Here is a 17,451-nt window from a genome sequence, read left to right on the forward strand (position 1 = left end):
ACTCCGCCGGTCCCGTCGCCCACGCGCCCCCGCGCTCAGCCGACGTGAACGCGCAGCGTGGCCGTGTTGTTGGGGAAGACGTTCTCGGAGCGGCGGAACCCGGCGACGTGGAAGTCCATCGAGATGTCACCGCTGTCCGCCGTCGGGGTCAGCTCGACGCGAACCTTGGGGCGGTCGGTGCCGGGCAGGTGGTCGGCCTCGGAGCGGCAGAACAGGTACTGCCCGGAGGCGGGGTCGACTCGGCAGGCCCATCCGTCACCGCTGGCGGAGGTGATCTGCAGGCCCTCCTTGAACTGGGCCTCGATCCAGTCGCCGCCGTTGGGGACGGTGCCGTGGTTGGTCGCGGTCAGCTCGACGGCGACGCTCTGCCCCTTGGCTGCCTTCACCTCGGCGGGCGAGACGGTGAGCCCGATGTCCTGCTTGCGCTGGAGCACACCGAGATCGAACTTCGGGCAACTGGTCGCGCAGGAGAAAGTCGTTGTCTCCCAACCGTTCCAGTCGAAGTCGGAGTCGCGGGCGTCGTCGCCGGTGTTGGGTCGGGTGACGGTCAGCGCGAACGGCAGCGACTTCGGGCGCAGCTTGTAGGGCCCGCCGCTGAGCGGGAGCGAGTAGTGCCCGGCCTTGTTGGTGACGGCGGTGGCGGCCTCCGTGCCGTCCTCGCGGTAGGCGGCGACGGTGATGCCCGCCTTGCCCGCCTCGCCGCGCTCGCGGACCCCGTCGAAGTCGTCGTCGGCCCAGACGACTCCGGCGACGGCGGATTCGGGTGCTGCCGAAGCGGGCAGGGCGAGCGAGGTGAGCGACAGCAGCGCGAGCGCGGCGATCCCCGTGGTGCGGATGGTGTTTCTCAACTTCCCCTCCAGAATTGAGATGTGCTCGACCACGGTAGGACGCGCGGGGGCGCCACGGGTGGGTTCGGACGAACACGACGTGATCCGCGCGGGGCGCACTCGACTAGGCGAACAGCGCGTGTCAGACTGTCCTCGTGCTTCGCTCTGGCTTCTACTTTTTCTACGGGTACCGGACTCCGGTGCCCGTGGCCGAGTGACCGCACTCTGACACGGAACACCCCGGAGTCCACTGGACCCGGGGCTTTTTGCTGCCGGGGCCGGGAACCTCTCCGAGAACCCACCAGGGAGCATCGACGATGAACGCCACCGCGGACAGCGAGCCCGCAACCCAGCAGAGCACCACGGACGCCGCTCCGGACATCAACGCGCTGCGGCTGGAGATCGACCAGCTCGACGCCGAGATCCTCCGGCTGATCCAGCGGCGCAGCGAGGTCTCGCGCACCATCGGCGCCGCCAGGATGGCCGAGGGCGGCCCCAAGATCGTCTACAGCCGGGAGATGGCCGTGCTCGCCCGCTTCCGCGACCTCGGTCCCGAGGGCCGCGAGCTGGGCATGCTGCTGCTGCGCCTGGGCAGGGGCAGGCTGGGCCGCTAGGGGAACACCCCCGGCCAGTGCGGTGTGAGCGCGGCGAGAACGGCGGCCAGGTCGGCGTCGGTCACCGCCGCGTTGCGCACGGCGTCGTCGGGCACGTAGGCGATCGGATCGGGCAGCAGTGGCTGGGTGATCCCGAGCAGTCCCTCGACCAGCGCGTGCAGGCAGACCGCCGCGTACCCGCGCTGGTAGCCGCCCTCCTGGGTGAGCAGCAGACGACCGCCGGTCAGCTCGTCGGCCAACCCGGCGACCCGGCGGCCGATCGCCCGGTACCCCTCGGCGGTGACGTTGTGCCTGCCGTTGGGGTCGAAGGCGCTCGCGTCGAAACCCGACGCGCACAACAGGACGTCCGGGCGGAAGGCTCGCAGCAACGGCGCCGCGACCTCCTCCAGCGCTCGCAGGTACGCGCTGTCGCCCGCGCCGAGCGACAGCTCGATGTTGGCGTTGCGCCCCAGTGCTCCCAGTTCGTCGGGGGCTCCGGTCTGCGGGTGGCTGCCGCCCCACGAGCCGTGCCGCATGTGCACGGAGATCGTCAGCACGTCGGGATCGCTGAGGAACGCCTCTTGGGTGCCGTTGCCGTGGTGGACGTCCCAGTCGAGGATCGCGACCCGCCGCGCGCCCCCGCGCTTCGCCAGAGCCGCGGCGAGCGCGATGTTGTTGACCATGCAGTAGCCGTCGGCCGCCGCGGGCTGGGCGTGGTGACCGGGTGGGCGGACCATCGCGTAGGCGGTTCGCGCGCGACCGTCCAGCACCGCCTCCATCGCCGCGAGCGTGGTTCCCGCCGCCGCGAGGATCGCGGGCCAGGAGCCCGGCCCCACAACGGTGTTCTCCTCCAGCGCGACGCGCTCGGGTCCGGCGCAGGCCACCTTCAGCGCGTCGAGGTAGCCGCGGTCGTGGACGGTGGCCAGCTCCTCCTCCGTCGCCGCGCGGCCCTCATGCCAACGCAGTCGCGGGGCGATCGGTCCGCGCCGCAGCACGCCGAGCATCGTGCGGAGGCGGTCGGCGTTCTCCGGGTGCTGCTCGGCGACGTCGAGCCACGGCCAGTCCCCAGGCAGCTCCCACAGGCCGTGCCCGGCGTCGTGGGAGAAGCAGTCCTCGTGCCAGAACACGTCCACCGGCGCAGGTTACGGGCGCTCACGGACGCCGTGCAGGCGAATATCAGGGGCTTCTCAGGGTCACCGCGTCACCCGCGCGTGATGAGGAAGGCGCACACTGGAGGCATGGTGTTGCACCTCATCGCAGTGATCGTCGCAATTCTCGCCGTGGTCGCCGCGGTCGTGCACGGCGGCTACCTCGCCATGCTGAACTCGGCGGCGAAGCGCAGGCCCGGTGCCTCGCACATCTCCCAGTGGGTCAGCGGCCGCTGGGGCGTCGCGGGCGCGACCGGTGGTATCGCGCTGCTGGCGCTGTTCTTCACCGGCGGCGGAGTCTTCCTCGACGTCATCGCCATCCTCATCGGCGCGGGCAGCGGTGTCGCCTCCACCAAGGCCCTCCAGGAGACGCAGCAGCGCTTCCGCAACAGCTGACCAGCGCACATTGATCTTGGTGGGATCCTCCGACCGGGGGTCACACCGAGTGACAGACCGTCCCCGTAGCGCAACCACGAACGGCGCAGTCTTACTCTGTGCAAGATGACGAGCGCACAGGACGTCCAGGGTTCCCGGGTCAGCCGGGCGCTCGTCATCAGCGCACACCCCGACGACGTCGACTTCGGCGCCGCGGGCACCGTGGCCTCGTGGACCGCCTCCGGGATCGAGGTCGCCTACTGCGTGTGCACCTCCGGTGAGGCCACCGGCGACCTGGACACCCCGCGCGCCGAGATCGCCAGGCTGCGCGAGAACGAGCAGCGCGCCGCCGCGAAGGTGGTCGGCGTCGACGAGCTGCACTTCCTCGGCCACCCGGACGGCGGCCTGACCGCCTCGCTGGAGCTGCGCCGCGACATCACCCGGGTCATCCGCGCGTTCCGGCCGGACCGGGTGCTCACCTGGTCACCGGAGATCAACTGGGACCACATCGTCACCTCGCACCCGGACCACCGGGCCGCCGGCGAGGCCGCGTTCGCCGCCGTCTACCCGGACGCGCGCAACCCGCACGCCCACCCCGACCTGCTCGCCGAGGGACTGGGACCGTGGACCGTCCGTGAGCTCTGGCTCGCCGACGGCCCGCTCGACCGGCGCAACCACGCCGTCGACATCACCGACACGATGGCGGCGAAAATGGCCGCCCTGCGTTCCCACAAGTCCCAGACCGGCGATGCCGATGGACTTGAGGAAGGCATGCGGACGTTCCTGGAAGCAGCGGCACAGCGGCACGGTCTCGCTCCGGGCAGGCTCGCCGAGACGTTCCAGGTCGTCAACACCGGCTGACCCAAGGCGCGCGAAAGGGGTTTCGCGATGGACAGCGGGCAGGGGCCTGCGCAGCGGTACCGACCCCAGCGGGGGCGGCACCGCCCGGAAGCCAACGCGCTGGCCTGGACGCCGACCCCCGATGACTCCCCCGACGCGCCGGGCGCCGCGGCCGTCGACCCGATCGACGACACCAACACCGGCGGCCTGCGCAAGCTCGACCTCGGCATGGTCCCCGCCTCGGTCACACCGCCGGCCACCTGGAAGCGCGCGGCCTGGTTCGCCGGGCTGTCCTCGGCGACGGTGCTGGTCGTGCTCGTGACCGCCGCGGTCACCCTGGTCGGCCCGAAGGACGTCTTCGACCGGATCAACGCGCTTCCCGCGTACCCCAGCGAGCTGATGCTGGCGACCACGACGACCTCGACCCCGGCCAAGGCGGAGCAGGGCGCGCGCTCCGGGGGCCGCCCGTCCGGCGCGCAGGGCGCGGTCGGCCAGGAGGGCTCCGGCTCCGGTGGCGGTCCGCGGCGCACCACCGGCTCCTCGGCCGAGACCACCTCGCCGGGCACCGGGACGCCGAGCACGACCTCCAGCATGACCACGCCGCCGGTCACCACGATCCCCTCGTTCGGCCCGGAGCTGATCCCGGTGAGCCAGCTGACCGAGAGCACGGTGCGCTTCTTCTCCGCGGTCGCCAACGACGTCGAGAAGGCCTTCGCCGACCTCGCCAGCCCCGAACTGAAGAAGGAGGGCCTGCCCACCTTCCAGAAGCGGTTCGGCTCGCTGGAGGACCGGCTGGAGTTCAAGGGGATACGGGTGGACCCGGCGCGCGGTGTGACCACCTCGGTGCTCGAGATCAAGGAGAAGGACGGCAGAATCGTCGTCCAGGAGCGCGAACTCAGGTTCGTCCCGACCGCCGCTCCGCTGGTCGATGCCGAGCGCTTGGTGTCCTCAGCCCAACGGTGAACCAAACTCGCAAAAATCGGCTACTGCGGGTAGTTCGACACCCGTTCGGCTGGTCCAAAACGACCGTTCAGCGCTCCAAACAGGTGAAGTCGCATCAGAGTGTCGCGCCCGGAGCCGATGTCACGATACGAGTTCTGCCGACCACAGAACGTACGGAGGCAGCCACCGTGGAGCGCTCGACCACAGGTCGCCGGCACCAGCGCGCCGGTGCGGTCACCGTCGCCGAGCTGATCAGGAAGCAGCCCGGCGTGCCCAGGTACCCGGGCGCCGACGCCACGGGCGGCTACCACTTCCGGTCCGAGGTGTTCGAGCGCGTCGCCTCGGGCGCCACCTCCCCGCAGCCGGTCTACAGCTTCGACCCCGACCCGGACCCCGAGCCGGAGGAGGGCGAGCACCCGCTGCTCAAGCCGCTGCGCACGGTCGGCCTGGTGTTCGGCGCCCTGCTGCTGGCGGGCTCCGTCGTCGCCGCCTCGGTGATCACGGCCGACTACGGACCGCGCGGACCGCTCGTGCAGTACCAGGCCCCGCACCTGGGCGGCACCCTCGCACTTCGCCCCGACCTCGTGCTGGACCGGCTGACCAACGCCACCAAGGTCAACACCGCGCTCGGCGCCCCCGGCGCCAAGCAGCCGTCGACCTCCGCCAAGCCGGTCGCCCCGGTGGCCAGGCAGAACAGCACCTGGCAACCGAACGCGGTCACGCCGACCACGGCCGTCGAGGTCGTGCACGAGTTCTTCCAGCGGTTGCAGCACCGCCCCGACCTGGCGTTGCAGATGGTGGACGCCCGGCTCGTCGGCCAGGACCGCGCCGCCTTCCTCAAGGCGTGGGAGAGCGTGAAGTCGGTGCAGGTCAAGAACGTGGAGCAGAGCCGAAACGGCGTGCTCGGCACCGCGACGCTGGAGCTGCTCAACGGCACCAAGCTGCGGATGGAGCAGCTGCTGACCCTCAGCGTCGCCGAGCCGCGACAGATCGTGGCGGCGGAACTGCTCTCCGTGCAGCAGAGCTGAGAGCACTGCGACGTTAGGCGTTCGAAGTTGCTCCGAACGGGTGCTGACAGCTTTCACGTACCTCCGAATTGGTGACATTCTTCGCCGAGGTCCGGTATTCCAGTCACTGAACGTGTTCTGACTGGAAGGTGGATCAGCCGTGGCTGGCGACAAACGCGAGCGGGGCGCTAAGCGCACGCAGGTGCTCGTCTCCGACCTGCTGCACCGCGAGGGCCGGGCGGCCCAGCGTCCCGCGAACCAGCGCACCGTCATGCGCGCCATCGGCGTCGCGGCGGGCGTGGTCGGCGTCTGCGGCGCGATCGTCGCCGGAACCGTGCTCTTCACCGGTGAGGACGACAGCCAGGCGCAGAACACCTCCCGCGCGCAGAACTACTTCACCGGCGGCCGCGCGCTGCAGCCGAACCTGATCGGCGAGGCCGCCAAGGCCAACCCCGACGGCGTCGGCGGCGAGGAGGGCGAGCAGTCGCCCAGCACCGAGCCCACGACGACGACCACCGGCAAGCCCGCGCCGACGAACCCCGGCGGCGGGCCGGAGCAGCCGACGCAGGCACCCCAGCCGCCTCCTCAGCAGCCGCAACCGCAGCCGACCAGCGAAAACCGGCCGACGAGCCAGCCGAGCAGCACTCCGACGGCGGGTCCCGGTCAGCCGGGACCGACCACCCAGCCGTCGAAGCCGACGCAGAAGCCGGGCAACAACGGCGGGCTGCTCGATCCCGTGCTGGACCTGCTGACCGGGTTCTTCCGCGCGGCGCCCGACGCGCCGTCGGAGGCCTACGAGATGCTCGCCCCGCAGATGCGCTCCACGGGCGGCGTCGAGGAGTTCCGCGAGTCGTGGCGGGGTGTGCGTTCCGCCACTCTCACCTCCGCCAAGGCCGCCGGGGCCAACACCGCGCGGGTCGTGGTCGAGTACGTCTGGGCTGATGGGCGCCGCGTCCGCTCCGAGCAGCGGATCGTTGTCACGGAAGGGTCAGCGCCACGTATCGCCGACGCAACGGTGCTCTCGGCACGCAACCGCTGATCCTCCAGGGGCGTCCCCTTTCGGACTTGCGAACACAAACGGCCCTCCGGGCGCAGAACCACCCGTACGAGTGGTGGCTCTAACCTGGGTGCCGTGACCGACACGGGGAGCCGCACGGTGACCAAGCAGAGCGAGGCGGCAGCGTGAGCGAAGAAGGTCGCCTTGTCGCCGGGCGCTACCGGCTGGAACGACGGATCGGCGCCGGTGCGATGGGCGTGGTCTGGCAGGCCCGGGACGAGCGGCTGCACCGCGTCGTCGCGGTGAAGCAGCTGCTGTTGCAGTCCGGCATGGAGGCTGGCGAGGCCGAGGAGGCCAAGCAGCGCGCCATGCGCGAGGGCCGGATCGCCGCCCGGTTGCAGCACCCGAACGCCATCGGCGTGTTCGACGTCGCCGAGGACAACGGCCTGCCGTGCCTGGTGATGGAGTACCTGCCGTCGCGCAGCCTGGCCAACGTCGTCTACGACGAGGGCAAGCTGCCGCCGCGCGAGGTGGCCAGGATCGGCTCGCACGTCGCGGTCGCGCTGGCCGCCGCGCACGCGGCCGGGATCGTGCACCGCGACATCAAGCCGGGCAACATCCTGCTCGGCGACGACGGCTCGGTGAAGATCACCGACTTCGGCATCTCCCGCGCCACCGGCGACGTCACGGTCACCAAGACCGGCATGCTCGCGGGCACCCCCGCCTACCTGGCGCCCGAGGTGGCCAAGGGCTACGAGCCCGGACCGGCATCGGACATCTTCTCGCTCGGCTCGACGCTGTACGCGGCCGTCGAGGGCGAGCCGCCGTTCGGGCTCAACGAGAACACCCTGGCGCTGCTGCACCTGGTCGCGGCGGGCATCGTGCGCCCGCCCCAGCTGGCCGGCCCGCTGACCTCGGTGCTGATGCACCTGCTGCGCCCGCAGCCCACCGACCGGCCGACCATGACCCAGGCCGCGGAGTCGCTGCGCGCCATCGCAGAGGGCCGGGCGGCCCCGCTGGTGACGCCGCCGCAGGGTTGGGGCGCGGTGCCGCCGACCACCCAGATGCCCGGTGGTCCCTCGGCGCCGACCCAGGCCGTGCACCCCGGGCTGCGCAGCGGCCCGCGCACGCCGATTCCCGGCAACCCCGGCAGCAACCCGAACAACCCGGCGATGACCCGGCTGGACGCGCGACCGCTCAGCGACGCGCCCGCCACCAGGGTCGGCCCCGGCGCGACCAGCATCGGCGGCGCGGGCGGCGTCGGCGGGGGCGGCAGCCGTCCCGGCACCGGGCGGGACCGCGACCGGGATCGCGACCGCAGGGACGAGCCGCAGGAGCGCCGCTCCAACACCAAGCCGATCCTGATCGCGGTCGGCGCGGTGATCGCGGCCGCGCTGCTGGGCATCCTGCTGAGCAGCTTGTTCAGCAAGAAGGACAACAACAGCGGCAGCGGGGGCGCGTACCCGAGCAGCGAACAGCCGAGCCAGACCGCCTCCTCGCCGAAGCGGTCTAGCCCGTCCAAGTCGAGCACGACAACCGAGACGACGACCACCACGCCTCCGCCGACGACGACCACCACCTCGGCCGTTCCGACGGAGAAGGACTACGTCAACGCGGTCAAGAACTACTACAAGCTGGTGCCGGGCAACCCGGAGGTCGCGTTCAACAAGTTCTGCGAGTCCTACCGCAGGTCGCAGAACTACACCCTGTACAAGAGCTACTGGGAAAAGATCAAGAGCGTCAAGGTCAGCGACGTGGAGATGACCTCGGACAAGGTCGTGTCCTTCGAGATGGAGACCCTGGCCAAGGACGCGGAGAAGCCGACCACCGAGAAGAAGACGCTGCGGATGTCCTACGAGAACAGCCAGGTCTGCCTCAACAGCATCTGAGCGCCGCTCACCGCGCGGCGGCCGCCGAAGCCGCCGCGCGCAGCGCTCGCAGCAGCCCGAGCGTCGCCGGGTTCTCCGCGTCGGCCTCGGGCGTCGCCGCGTAGATGCGCCGCACCGGCTCCGGATTGCGCAGCCTGCGGACCAGCACGTTCGGGTTCACCGCGCGCAGAGCCATCGCCGGGATCAGTGAGACGCCCAGTCCGGCGGCGACGAAGCCCTGCGCGCTGACGTACTCCCCCGCCTGCACGGCGAAGTCGGGCTGGAACCCGGCGGAGCGGCAGGACTCCAGCACCACCTCGCGGCACTGGCCGGGCAGCGGCTCGTTGTCCACCCACGGCTGGTCGGCCAGCTGCGCGAGGTCGACGACGCGCTGCCGACCCAGCGGGTGCCCCTTCGGCAGCACCGCGCGGTAGGGGTCGTCGAGCAGGTGCTGGAAGCGGATTCCCGGCGCGTACGGCTCCTCCTCGCGCAGCGTGACGGTGATGGCCACGTCGGCGCGGTCGGCCTTGACCTCCTGCAACGGGTCCTCGGGATCGGTGACCGTGAGGTCGAGCGCGGTCGCGGGGAACTCACCGCGGAACTCGGCGACGGCGGGCGGCACCAGGACGGCCCCGGCGGTGGTGAAGTAGGTGACGCGCATCCGCCCGGTGCGCCCGGCCCTGAGGTCGGACAGCGCGGTCTCGGCCTCGGCGAGCTTGTTGGTGATCACCGCTGCGTGCTCGGCGAGCAGGCGGCCCGCCGCGGTGGGGCGCACTCCCCTGCCCGCCTTGCTCAACAGGGTCAGCCCGGCCTCGCGCTCCAGCGTGCTGATCTGCTGGCTGATCGCGGACGGCGTGTAACCGAGATTGGCTGCGGCGGAGCTGACCGAACCGGTGCTCACGACGGCAAGGAGAACACGAAGGCGACGCACGTCCAGCATGCTGGAATCGTACAGTTCTCCTTAAAGATCGACCAGAAGTATTCACTTGTCCTGATGCTTGCGCGGGCGCACGCTTGGTCTCGGAACACCGTGAACCAGGAGGTCAGCGTGACGTCGTCCGGCAGTCTCACCAGGATCGCCCTGCTCGCACTGCTGTGGGGCTCCAGCTTCCTGTGGATCGAACTGGCGCTGAAGGCGCTCTCCCCCGTGCAGATCGTCTTCGTCCGCGTCGGCCTCGGCGCGCTGGTGCTGGTGGCGATCTGCAAGGCCATGAAGCTGCCGCTGCCCAAGGGCGGCAAGACCTGGCTGCACCTGGGCGTCGCGGCGCTGTTCGCCAACGTGCTGCCGTTCATCCTCTTCGGCGTCGGCCAGCAGACCGTCGACTCCAGCATGGCGGGCGTGCTCAACGCGACGACCCCGCTGTGGACGCTGCTGATCGCCGCGGGCCTCGGCCAGGAGAAGTCCTTCGGCCCGCTGCGCGTGCTGGGCATGGTGCTCGGCTTCGCCGGGGTGATGCTGATCTTCGCGCCGTGGCGGGCCGGAGCGGGCTCGGCGCTGCCGGGCAGCATCGCGATCCTCGTCGCCGCGCTCAGCTACGGCATCGGCGCGGTGTACGTCGGCCGCAACCTCAGCAACAAGGGCATCGCGCCCACCTCGACCGCGGCCGGTCAGATGCTGATGGCGACCGCGCTCACCGGTGTGCTCATCCCCGTCGCGGGCACCCAGCCGGTGCACTGGGAGCTCACCAGCGCACTCCTGGCCGCCGCCGTGCTCGGCGTCTTCGGCACGGGGTTCTCGTTCCTGCTCTTCTTCCGGCTGATCTCCGACGAGGGCGCGACCGCCACCACGACGGTCACCTACCTGATGCCGGTGGTGTCGGTGGCGCTCGGCGCGATCGTGCTCGGCGAGGAGCTGAGCATCCGGGTCGTCATCGGGATGCTGGTGGTGGTCGGCGGCGTGATGCTCACCCGGCCGAGGAAGGCCAGGACGCCGCTCATCGTTCCGCCCACCGAAACGGCGAAGGCTACCAGCCAGTAACCAGCTCGGTACAGTGGGTGGTTGCTCACAGGTCGGTTCCGGATTGGTCCATCAGTTCGCTTTGGTTCCCCCCAAGGCTCTAGCCTCCCTCTCCGTGGATGGCGCGGATCACACGCTCGCCGGGCGGTACCGCCTGCTGGACCGCATCGGCAGCGGCGCGATGGGCATCGTCTGGCGCGCGACCGACGAGCTGCTCAGCCGGACGGTCGCGGTGAAGCAGCTGCTGCTGCCGCCGGGCATGGACGCGGAGGAGGCCGAGGAGGCCACCCTGCGCGCGATGCGCGAGGGCCGGATCGCCGCCCGGCTGCACCACCCGAACGCGATCACCGTGTTCGACGTGGTGCAGTCCGACGGCGTGCCGTGGCTGGTGATGGAGTACCTGCCTTCGCAGAGCCTGGCCGCGCTGGTGCACGAACGCGGGCCGCTGGAGCCGCGCGAGGTCGCCAAGATCGGCTACCAGGTCGCCGCCGCGCTGACCGCCGCCCACGAGGCCGGGATCGTGCACCGCGACATCAAGCCGGGCAACGTGCTGATCAGCCCGAGCGGCACGGTCAAGATCACCGACTTCGGCATCTCCCGCGCCACCGGCGACGCCACCCTGACCAGGACCGGCATGCTCTCCGGCACCCCCGCCTACCTGGCACCGGAGGTGGCCGACGGCGCCGAACCGGGCATGCCGTCGGACGTCTTCTCGCTCGGCTCCACCCTGTACGCGGCGGTGGAGGGCGTTCCGCCGTTCGGGCTCAACGAGAACACCTTCGCGCTGCTGCGCGCCGTCGCCTCCGGCGAGGTCCGCAAGCCGGAGCGCGCGGGCGAGCTGGACGAGCTGCTGGCCTGCCTGCTCACCCGCGACCCCAGGACCCGCCCAACCGCGGCCGAGGCGCTGCCGATGCTGGAGGCCATCGCGGGCGGCTCCCGGCCCAAGATCGTGGCGGTGCCGAACTGGACCTCGCCGCAGGCTCTCGAGGACAAGACGCTGCGCCGCCGCAGGGCTGGCGTGATCGCCGTCGCGGTCGCGTTCGCCGCGGTGGTCGGCGCGCTGGTGACCGCGCTGCTGGTGCTCAACCAGCGCCAGGTGGCGACCGCGGGCCCGCCCGGTGAGATCAGGACCATCACCTTCGGACCCGGCCCGGGGGTCAGCGGCACGATCGGCCCGACGAGCACGTCCTCGCCGGGAAGCCGTGTGACGACCCTGCCCGGCGGAGCCGTTGTGCCCCTCCCCGGCGACGACCAGCAGGCTGCTCCCCCTCCTTCCGGCGGGCCGGCGCAGCCGAGCCAGAGCCAGCCGCCGCCCGCACCGACCACGACTCCGGAGACGCCGAGGAACCGGCTGATCAAGGAGGCCGTCCGGCAGTTCTACGACCTGCTCCCGGGCAACACCACGGCCGCCTACCAACGTCTCGCCCCGGCGACGCGGCCCACCCTCGCGGCCTTCCAGGCCCAGTGGGCCGACGTCGAGTCGGTGAAGATCCAGCGCGGCATGCGCGTGGTCGGCGACGCCGTGCACCTCACCCTGAAGATCAAGAAGACGGGCATCTCCGCCGCCTCGGCCGCCTACGTGGTCTCCACGGTGGTCTCCGGCGACCAGGTGCAGATCGGCACCGTCAAGCAGGGCGGCTCCGGCGGCGAAGGCCCCTGACGCCTCAGCCGCATCAGGGGCGGACCGCGAAAGCCCCGTTTGGTGCGGTGAACTCCCTGAACGACCCGTTTGGTGCGTCCAAGGCACTGAACGGGTCGTTTGGTGCGTCTAGCGCACTGAACGGGTCGTTCAGCGCGTTAGCGGGCGTTCAGACAAGGCGGCGGTCGGAGGCCCAGCGGGAGAGCTCGTAGCGGTTGGACAGCTGGGTCTTGCGCAGGACGCTGGAGACGTGGGTCTCGACCGTCTTGATCGAGATGAACAGCTCCGAGGCGATCTCCTTGTACGCGTAGCCCCTGGCCAGCAGGCGCAGCACGTCGCGCTCGCGCGGGGTCAGCAGGTCCAGCTCGGGGTCGCGGATGGGCGCGGCGCCCGGCCGGTCGGCGAAGGCGTCCAGCACGAAGCCCGCGAGCCTCGGCGAGAACACGGCGTCGCCCTCGGCCACCCGGCACACCGCGTCGGCCAGCTCGCGGCCGGAGATCGTCTTGGTGACGTAGCCGCGCGCGCCGTTGCGGATGACGGCGATGACGTCCTCGGCGGCGTCGGAGACCGACAGCGCCAGGAAGACCACCTCCGGCTGCGCGGGCCGGGCCCGGCGCAGCACCTCGGCGCCGCCGCCGTCGGGCATGTGCACGTCCAGCAGCACCACGTCGGGCTTGAAGTGCGCGATGCCCGCGACGGCCTCGTCGACGGAGCCGGCCTCGCCGACCACCTCGACCTGGTCCTTGGCCGCGTCGAGCTCGGCCTTGACCCCCGTGCGGAACAGCGCGTGGTCGTCGACGAGGAAGACCCGGACGGGGCCGGTGCGCGCCACCGGGGCGGCGGTCTCCTCGGGCTGCTGCTCGCTCTCGCTCACGGCGCGTGCCTCCTCAGTTCGGGCTTCGTGGCATGGTCAGCTGGATCTCGGTGCCCTCGCCCAGCGCGGTGCGCAGGCGGACCGAACCACCGTGCCGCTCCATCCTGCCGTGAATGGAGTCCGCCAGCCCGTGGCGGTCCCCGGGAACCGACTCCGGGTCGAAGCCCGCGCCCCGGTCCCTGACGAACACGTGCACCTTGTCGCCCTCGACCTCGGCGTAGACGCTGATCTCGCCGACGCCCGCGTGCTTGGCCGCGTTGACCATGGCCTCGCGAGCGGCCTGCACGAGCGCGCCGATCTTCTCGTCGACCGGGCAGTCGCCGACGACGACCTGCTGGACGGTGATGGCGAAGGTGTCCTCGACCTCGCCGCAGGCGGTGGGCACGGCCTCGGACAGCGTCCCGCCGGGCACCGCCGCGAAGCCGGGGCCGTCGACCCCGTCCTCGCCGTCGGCCTCGCCCCGGGTCTTCGCGCCGTAACCGGACGGCCCGTACAACCAGCTGCGCAGCTGGCGCTCCTGGCCTCGGGCGAGCCTGCGCACCTCGCGGGCGGTGTCGGCCTGCTTCTGGATGAGCGCGAGGGTCTGCAGCACCGAGTCGTGCAGGTGCGCGGCGATCTCCGCCCGCTCCTCGGTGCGGATGCGGACGCGGCGCTCCTCGTTGAGGTCGCGGACCAGCCTGATCCACCACGGCACGGTCAGCACCGCGACACCGATCAGGGTGGTGACGACCGCGAGCAGCACGAACTGGAGCTGGCCGATCCGGCTGCTGCTGCTGGTCAGCAAGGTCGCGAGACCGGCGATCAGCAGGCCGACGCCCGCGAGCATCCTGGCCGCTGCCGACCAGCCCCCGGTGCCGAGCACGGCGCCGGTGATGCCGGAGCGCGCGCCGTCGCGCCATCGCCTGCGCTGGGCGTCGTCGGCCTCCCGCCAGACCACGCCCGCACCTGCGAGCGCGACCGCGAACGCGCCAAGCAGCATGAAGTTGACCTGGCTCTGGAACGACAGCACCGCAATGCCGAGACCAGCGCCGACGGTGATCACACCGATGGCCTGCTGGCGCTGCTTCGGGGAGTCCTCGTTGCCGCCTGCGCGCTTCTGCTGCGGCACGAACACCCACAGCATCGCGTAGGCGAGCGCGCCCGCCCCGAGCAGGCCGGAGAGCGCGACGAAGCCGATGCGCACCCACAGCACGTCCATGCCGATGTGGTCGGCGACCCCGCCCGCGACCCCCGCGACGACCTTGCCGCGGCGTCGGCGGAACAGCTTCGGGGGTTCTCCGGGCCGCTGCGACAGCGATCGCCCCGGCAGAACTGGCACCGTGCCGGTCTCGCCCTGATGGACCTGCGCATTCACACTGGGCATCGTCACACGCGCGCGGGCCCGCGGTCATCAGGGATGAACCCCGAAGCACTCGAGGAGCAACCCCGAGACGGGATTTCAGGGGTGCTCCCCGATGTGGGGCGCGGCGCGCGGCGGCAGTCTTGTCATCGTGAACGGGACAGGCGGGAACATGAGCGTCGAGGAGACGCTGCGGGACTTCTGGAAGACACGCCCGCGGCGTCCGAAGAGAGGCCGCAAGGTCGCGGGTGTCGCGACGGCCATCGGCAACAGGTACGGCATCGACCCGGTGCTGGTGCGGGTCGCCTTCGTCGTGTTCGCCATCTACGGCGGCCTCGGCATCATGCTCTACCTGCTCGCCGTGCTGTTCTTCCCGCAGGAGGGCGACACCGGCTCCCCGGCGGGTGCCCTGCTCGGCAGGGGCTCGAGCTCCACCTCCGCGCTGGCCACCGTGCTGCTCGCGCTGATGCTGCTACCGCTGAGCGGTCTGCTGCTCGCGCTGCACATCTGGTCGGCGATCATGGTCGCCGCGCTCGGCGCCGGGCTCTACGTGCTGCACAAGAACCGCGGCACGCACCGGCAGCCGGCCACCGCGACCGGTCCCGTGGTGGTGAGCACCCCGATGACCACCGACAACGGCTTCCAGGGCTCGGAATTCCGCACGGAGACCCTGCGCCAGCCCGGTCACCAGGAGACCCAGACGATGACGACCGACCCGCAGGCCAGCTCCGCTCACGGTGACGGCGAGCAGGTGCGTCGGGAGACCGCCGAGCACGCGCAGGAGAACCCGCCCGCCTGGGACCCGCTGGGCGCCGCGCCGTTCGCGTGGGACCTGCCGGAGCCCGCCGCCGCCCCGGTCGACGACGACATCGAGCCGCAGCCGCAACCCCGCTCCAAGATCACCGCCGTCACCGTGGCCGTGAGCATCATCGTGGCCGGTGTGATGGGCCTCGGCGTGCTGGACGGCTGGGTGCCCGACCACGTCGCGGCGGGCGCGGTGACCGCGGTGCTCGCGGCCGGTCTGCTCGTCGGCGCTTTCCGCAAGGGCGGAAAGGGTCTGGTGCTGCTGGCCGTCCCGGCGATCGCGGCGACCGTGACGCTGGCCAACGACGCCAGCTGGCGCGACTACCAGACCCGTTTCCAGGGCTACGACGACACGCGGAGCTCCTACTACGACAACAGCGGCAACTACTACGGCACGCAGACCTGGACCCCGCGCAGCTGGGACGAGGTCAAGCGGGGCAGCAACCTCGTGAGCGCCTCGACGTCCACCAACTCCGGCTCGTTCCTGCTGGAGCGGGGGACGGCCCGGCTGGACCTCAGCCAGCTGCCCCCGCTGCCCTCCGGTGAGCAGGTCGAGGTCCGCGCCTGGGTCGACCAGGGCACGCTGTCGGTGACGCTGCCGCAGGGCGAGGCCGACGTCGACATCACCTGCTACGCCAAGAGCGGCACGGTGAACTGCCTCGACCAGGTCGGACGCGGCGGCGAGGTGCGCAGGGCCGCGGTCAGCCACGGCACGGACAACGCCGTCGGCGGCGGGCGGATCACGCTGAACGCCGAGGTCAAGAGCGGAAAGGTGGAGGTCACCCGATGACGGACGAACAGCAGCCGCAGGGCGGCCAGCAGCCCTCGCGCAAGGGTTTCAGCGTGATCTTGTTCCTGGTCGGCCTGGTCGCGGTGTGGGCCTCGCTCTACGGCTTCACCAAGGGCCGGATCGTCGACGTGATCGAGCCGAACTGGCTGCTCGCCGGGGCCGCGGTGCTGGTGGGCTCGCTGATGCTGATCAACACGCTCAGGCCGCAGCGCAAGCGCTGAGTCCCGGGTGCGCTGAGTTCCTGGGTGCACGGTGCCGCCGGAGAAGGTGTACAACCCTCCGGCGGCACTTTCGCATAGGCTGCCCGAACCGAACGCGCGATGGGGGTGACGGAGCTGTCCAGCACAACGCGTGGGAGCAGCAGGCCGACGCTGGAGGACGTGGCCAACGCCGCCGGCGTCTCCAGGGCGACGGTCTCCCGAGTGATCAACTCCTCGCCCAAGGTGAGCCCCGAGGTGCGCGAGACCGTGCACAACGCGGTGCGCAAGCTCGGCTACATCCCGAACCGGGCGGCCCGGACACTGGTCACCAGGCGCACCGACGCCATCGCGCTCGTGCTCTCCGAGCCGGACAACAAGTTCTTCGCCGACCCGTACTTCGCCACCGTCGTCAGGGGCGCGGCCACCGAACTGTCCACCTTGGACATCCAGCTCGTGCTGATGCTCGCCGACCAGGGCGAGGACAGCGGCCGCATCCTGCGCTTCCTGTCCGGCGGGCACGTGGACGGGGCGCTCGTGCTGGCCCCGCACCGCGACGACCCGCTGCCCGCGCAGATCGCCGCACTGCCGCTGCCCTCGGTGTTCGGCGGCAAGCCGTGGCTGCCGGAGTCCGAGGTGCACGCGGTCGACAACGACAACGTCGCGGGCGGTCGGGTCGCGACGGAGCACCTGCTCGGCCTCGGCAGGCGCACAGTGGTCAGCGTGCTCGGCCCCGCCGACGAGCAGTCCGCGCGGGACCGGCTCCAGGGCTGGCAGGAGGCGACCGGGGCGGACGCCGCGCGCACGGAGGCGTGGACGGCTCAGGGCGACTTCACCCAGGAGGGTGGTGAGCGCGCCATGGCCGAACTGCTGGAGCGCGTGCCCGACCTCGACGCGGTGTTCGTGGGCAGCGACCTGATGGCCGTTGGCGCGCTGCACGCCCTGCGCGCCGCGGGCAAGCGCGTGCCGGAGGACGTCGCGGTGGTCGGCTTCGACGACCAGCCGACGATCGCGCCCTACACCGACCCGCCGCTGACCTCGGTCAAGCAGGACTCCGCCGAGCAGATGCGCACGATGGTCCAGCGCCTGTTCGAACTCCTCAACGGCGAGGACGTCCCCACCGGCCGCGAGGTCCTCCCCGTCGAACTCGTCCGCCGCGCCTCCGCCTGACCCTCAGCGCGGTCGTTCTCGCGTTTTGGCTACGTGTTGCGATTTGAGAGCGCTCTCATTCGCAACGAGTTGCCAAAACGCGGG

The 17,451-nt window shown here is 71.3% G+C and carries 17 protein-coding genes; 12 read left to right on the forward strand and 5 right to left on the reverse strand.

The genetic code is table 11. The annotated features are described in order from the left end of the window. Positions 1-35 precede the first annotated feature (35 nt). Positions 36-848 (reverse strand): SdrD B-like domain-containing protein, encoded by an 813-nt coding sequence (locus tag CCN37_RS12680; RefSeq protein WP_168200645.1) that lies wholly within the window; start codon positions 846-848, stop codon positions 36-38. Positions 849-1,096: 248 nt separating this feature from the next. Here CCN37_RS12680 and CCN37_RS12685 point away from each other — a divergent pair, with 248 nt between their 5' ends. Then, complete coding sequence (locus tag CCN37_RS12685; RefSeq protein WP_256388040.1) at positions 1,097-1,441, forward strand: chorismate mutase; 345 nt, start codon at positions 1,097-1,099, stop codon at positions 1,439-1,441. On the opposite strand, the gene CCN37_RS12690 is transcribed toward CCN37_RS12685, so the two are convergent. Beyond that, positions 1,438-2,553 carry a histone deacetylase gene (locus tag CCN37_RS12690; protein WP_168200646.1) on the reverse strand — a complete coding sequence of 372 codons (1,116 nt, stop codon included), beginning with the start codon at positions 2,551-2,553 and terminating at the stop codon, positions 1,438-1,440. The genes CCN37_RS12685 and CCN37_RS12690 overlap by 4 nt on opposite strands. Positions 2,554-2,658: 105 nt before the next feature. On the opposite strand from CCN37_RS12690, the gene CCN37_RS12695 reads away from it, so the two are divergent. The 6 genes from CCN37_RS12695 to CCN37_RS40755 all read left to right on the forward strand — a co-directional run bounded on the left by CCN37_RS12695 (position 2,659) and on the right by CCN37_RS40755 (position 8,618). After that, a complete protein-coding gene (locus CCN37_RS12695; protein ID WP_086820941.1) occupies positions 2,659-2,964 on the forward strand; it encodes a hypothetical protein in 306 nt (101 codons plus the stop codon). Between the two features lie 105 nt (positions 2,965-3,069). Next, entirely contained in the window at positions 3,070-3,804 is a 735-nt protein-coding gene (locus tag CCN37_RS12700) for a PIG-L deacetylase family protein (RefSeq protein ID WP_086820942.1), read from the forward strand. 27 nt (positions 3,805-3,831) lie between these two features. After that, positions 3,832-4,746, forward strand: a complete 915-nt coding sequence (locus tag CCN37_RS12705) for a hypothetical protein (RefSeq protein ID WP_086820943.1) — start codon at positions 3,832-3,834, stop codon at positions 4,744-4,746. Positions 4,747-4,913: 167 nt separating this feature from the next. Next, complete coding sequence (locus CCN37_RS12710) at positions 4,914-5,753, forward strand: hypothetical protein (RefSeq protein WP_086820944.1); 840 nt, start codon at positions 4,914-4,916, stop codon at positions 5,751-5,753. A gap of 139 nt (positions 5,754-5,892) precedes the next feature. Next, positions 5,893-6,771, forward strand: coding sequence for a hypothetical protein (locus CCN37_RS12715; RefSeq protein ID WP_086820945.1), 879 nt, complete (start codon positions 5,893-5,895; stop codon positions 6,769-6,771). Positions 6,772-6,914: 143 nt separating this feature from the next. Further along, positions 6,915-8,618, forward strand: coding sequence for a serine/threonine-protein kinase (locus tag CCN37_RS40755; RefSeq protein WP_086820946.1), 1,704 nt, complete (start codon positions 6,915-6,917; stop codon positions 8,616-8,618). A 7-nt stretch (positions 8,619-8,625) separates the two neighbouring features. Here CCN37_RS40755 and CCN37_RS12725 read toward each other — a convergent pair whose 3' ends face one another. Further along, the gene (locus CCN37_RS12725) at positions 8,626-9,537 is read right to left on the reverse strand and encodes a LysR family transcriptional regulator (RefSeq protein ID WP_086820947.1); all 912 of its coding nucleotides are present in this window, start codon (positions 9,535-9,537) and stop codon (positions 8,626-8,628) included. Positions 9,538-9,645: 108 nt separating this feature from the next. On the opposite strand from CCN37_RS12725, the gene CCN37_RS12730 reads away from it, so the two are divergent. Then, positions 9,646-10,575, forward strand: coding sequence for a DMT family transporter (locus CCN37_RS12730; RefSeq protein WP_246842991.1), 930 nt, complete (start codon positions 9,646-9,648; stop codon positions 10,573-10,575). A gap of 94 nt (positions 10,576-10,669) precedes the next feature. Continuing rightward, a complete protein-coding gene (locus CCN37_RS40760) occupies positions 10,670-12,214 on the forward strand; it encodes a serine/threonine-protein kinase (RefSeq protein ID WP_246842992.1) in 1,545 nt (514 codons plus the stop codon). A gap of 148 nt (positions 12,215-12,362) precedes the next feature. Here CCN37_RS40760 and CCN37_RS12740 read toward each other — a convergent pair whose 3' ends face one another. Both CCN37_RS12740 and CCN37_RS12745 read right to left on the reverse strand, forming a co-directional pair. Further along, positions 12,363-13,067, reverse strand: a complete 705-nt coding sequence (locus tag CCN37_RS12740; RefSeq protein ID WP_305764709.1) for a response regulator transcription factor — start codon at positions 13,065-13,067, stop codon at positions 12,363-12,365. 13 nt (positions 13,068-13,080) lie between these two features. After that, entirely contained in the window at positions 13,081-14,421 is a 1,341-nt protein-coding gene (locus CCN37_RS12745) for a PspC domain-containing protein (RefSeq protein ID WP_371504075.1), read from the reverse strand. A gap of 136 nt (positions 14,422-14,557) precedes the next feature. Between CCN37_RS12745 and CCN37_RS12750 the strand changes: the two genes are divergently transcribed. From CCN37_RS12750 to CCN37_RS12760, 3 genes are all read left to right on the forward strand, one after another. Then, positions 14,558-16,000 (forward strand): PspC domain-containing protein, encoded by a 1,443-nt coding sequence (locus tag CCN37_RS12750; RefSeq protein WP_210407990.1) that lies wholly within the window; start codon positions 14,558-14,560, stop codon positions 15,998-16,000. Continuing rightward, entirely contained in the window at positions 15,997-16,221 is a 225-nt protein-coding gene (locus tag CCN37_RS12755; protein ID WP_086820950.1) for a hypothetical protein, read from the forward strand. Before CCN37_RS12750 ends, CCN37_RS12755 begins: the two co-directional genes overlap by 4 nt. A 99-nt stretch (positions 16,222-16,320) precedes the next feature. Continuing rightward, a complete protein-coding gene (locus CCN37_RS12760; protein WP_086820951.1) occupies positions 16,321-17,367 on the forward strand; it encodes a LacI family DNA-binding transcriptional regulator in 1,047 nt (348 codons plus the stop codon). The last annotated feature ends 84 nt before the right edge of the window (positions 17,368-17,451 follow it).

It is taken from the genome of Allokutzneria sp. NRRL B-24872 (assembly GCF_002155965.1).
In the GTDB taxonomy this organism is placed as follows: domain Bacteria; phylum Actinomycetota; class Actinomycetes; order Mycobacteriales; family Pseudonocardiaceae; genus Allokutzneria.

Coding starts and splice junctions, on each gene's coding strand:
- CCN37_RS12695 (WP_086820941.1), top strand. CDS start 2,659: ATGGTGTTGCACCTCATCGCAGTGATCGTCGCAATTCTCGCCGTGGTC.
- CCN37_RS12700 (WP_086820942.1), top strand. CDS start 3,070: ATGACGAGCGCACAGGACGTCCAGGGTTCCCGGGTCAGCCGGGCGCTC.
- CCN37_RS12705 (WP_086820943.1), top strand. CDS start 3,832: ATGGACAGCGGGCAGGGGCCTGCGCAGCGGTACCGACCCCAGCGGGGG.
- CCN37_RS12725 (WP_086820947.1), bottom strand. CDS start 9,537: ATGCTGGACGTGCGTCGCCTTCGTGTTCTCCTTGCCGTCGTGAGCACC.
- CCN37_RS12755 (WP_086820950.1), top strand. CDS start 15,997: ATGACGGACGAACAGCAGCCGCAGGGCGGCCAGCAGCCCTCGCGCAAG.
- CCN37_RS12760 (WP_086820951.1), top strand. CDS start 16,321: ATGGGGGTGACGGAGCTGTCCAGCACAACGCGTGGGAGCAGCAGGCCG.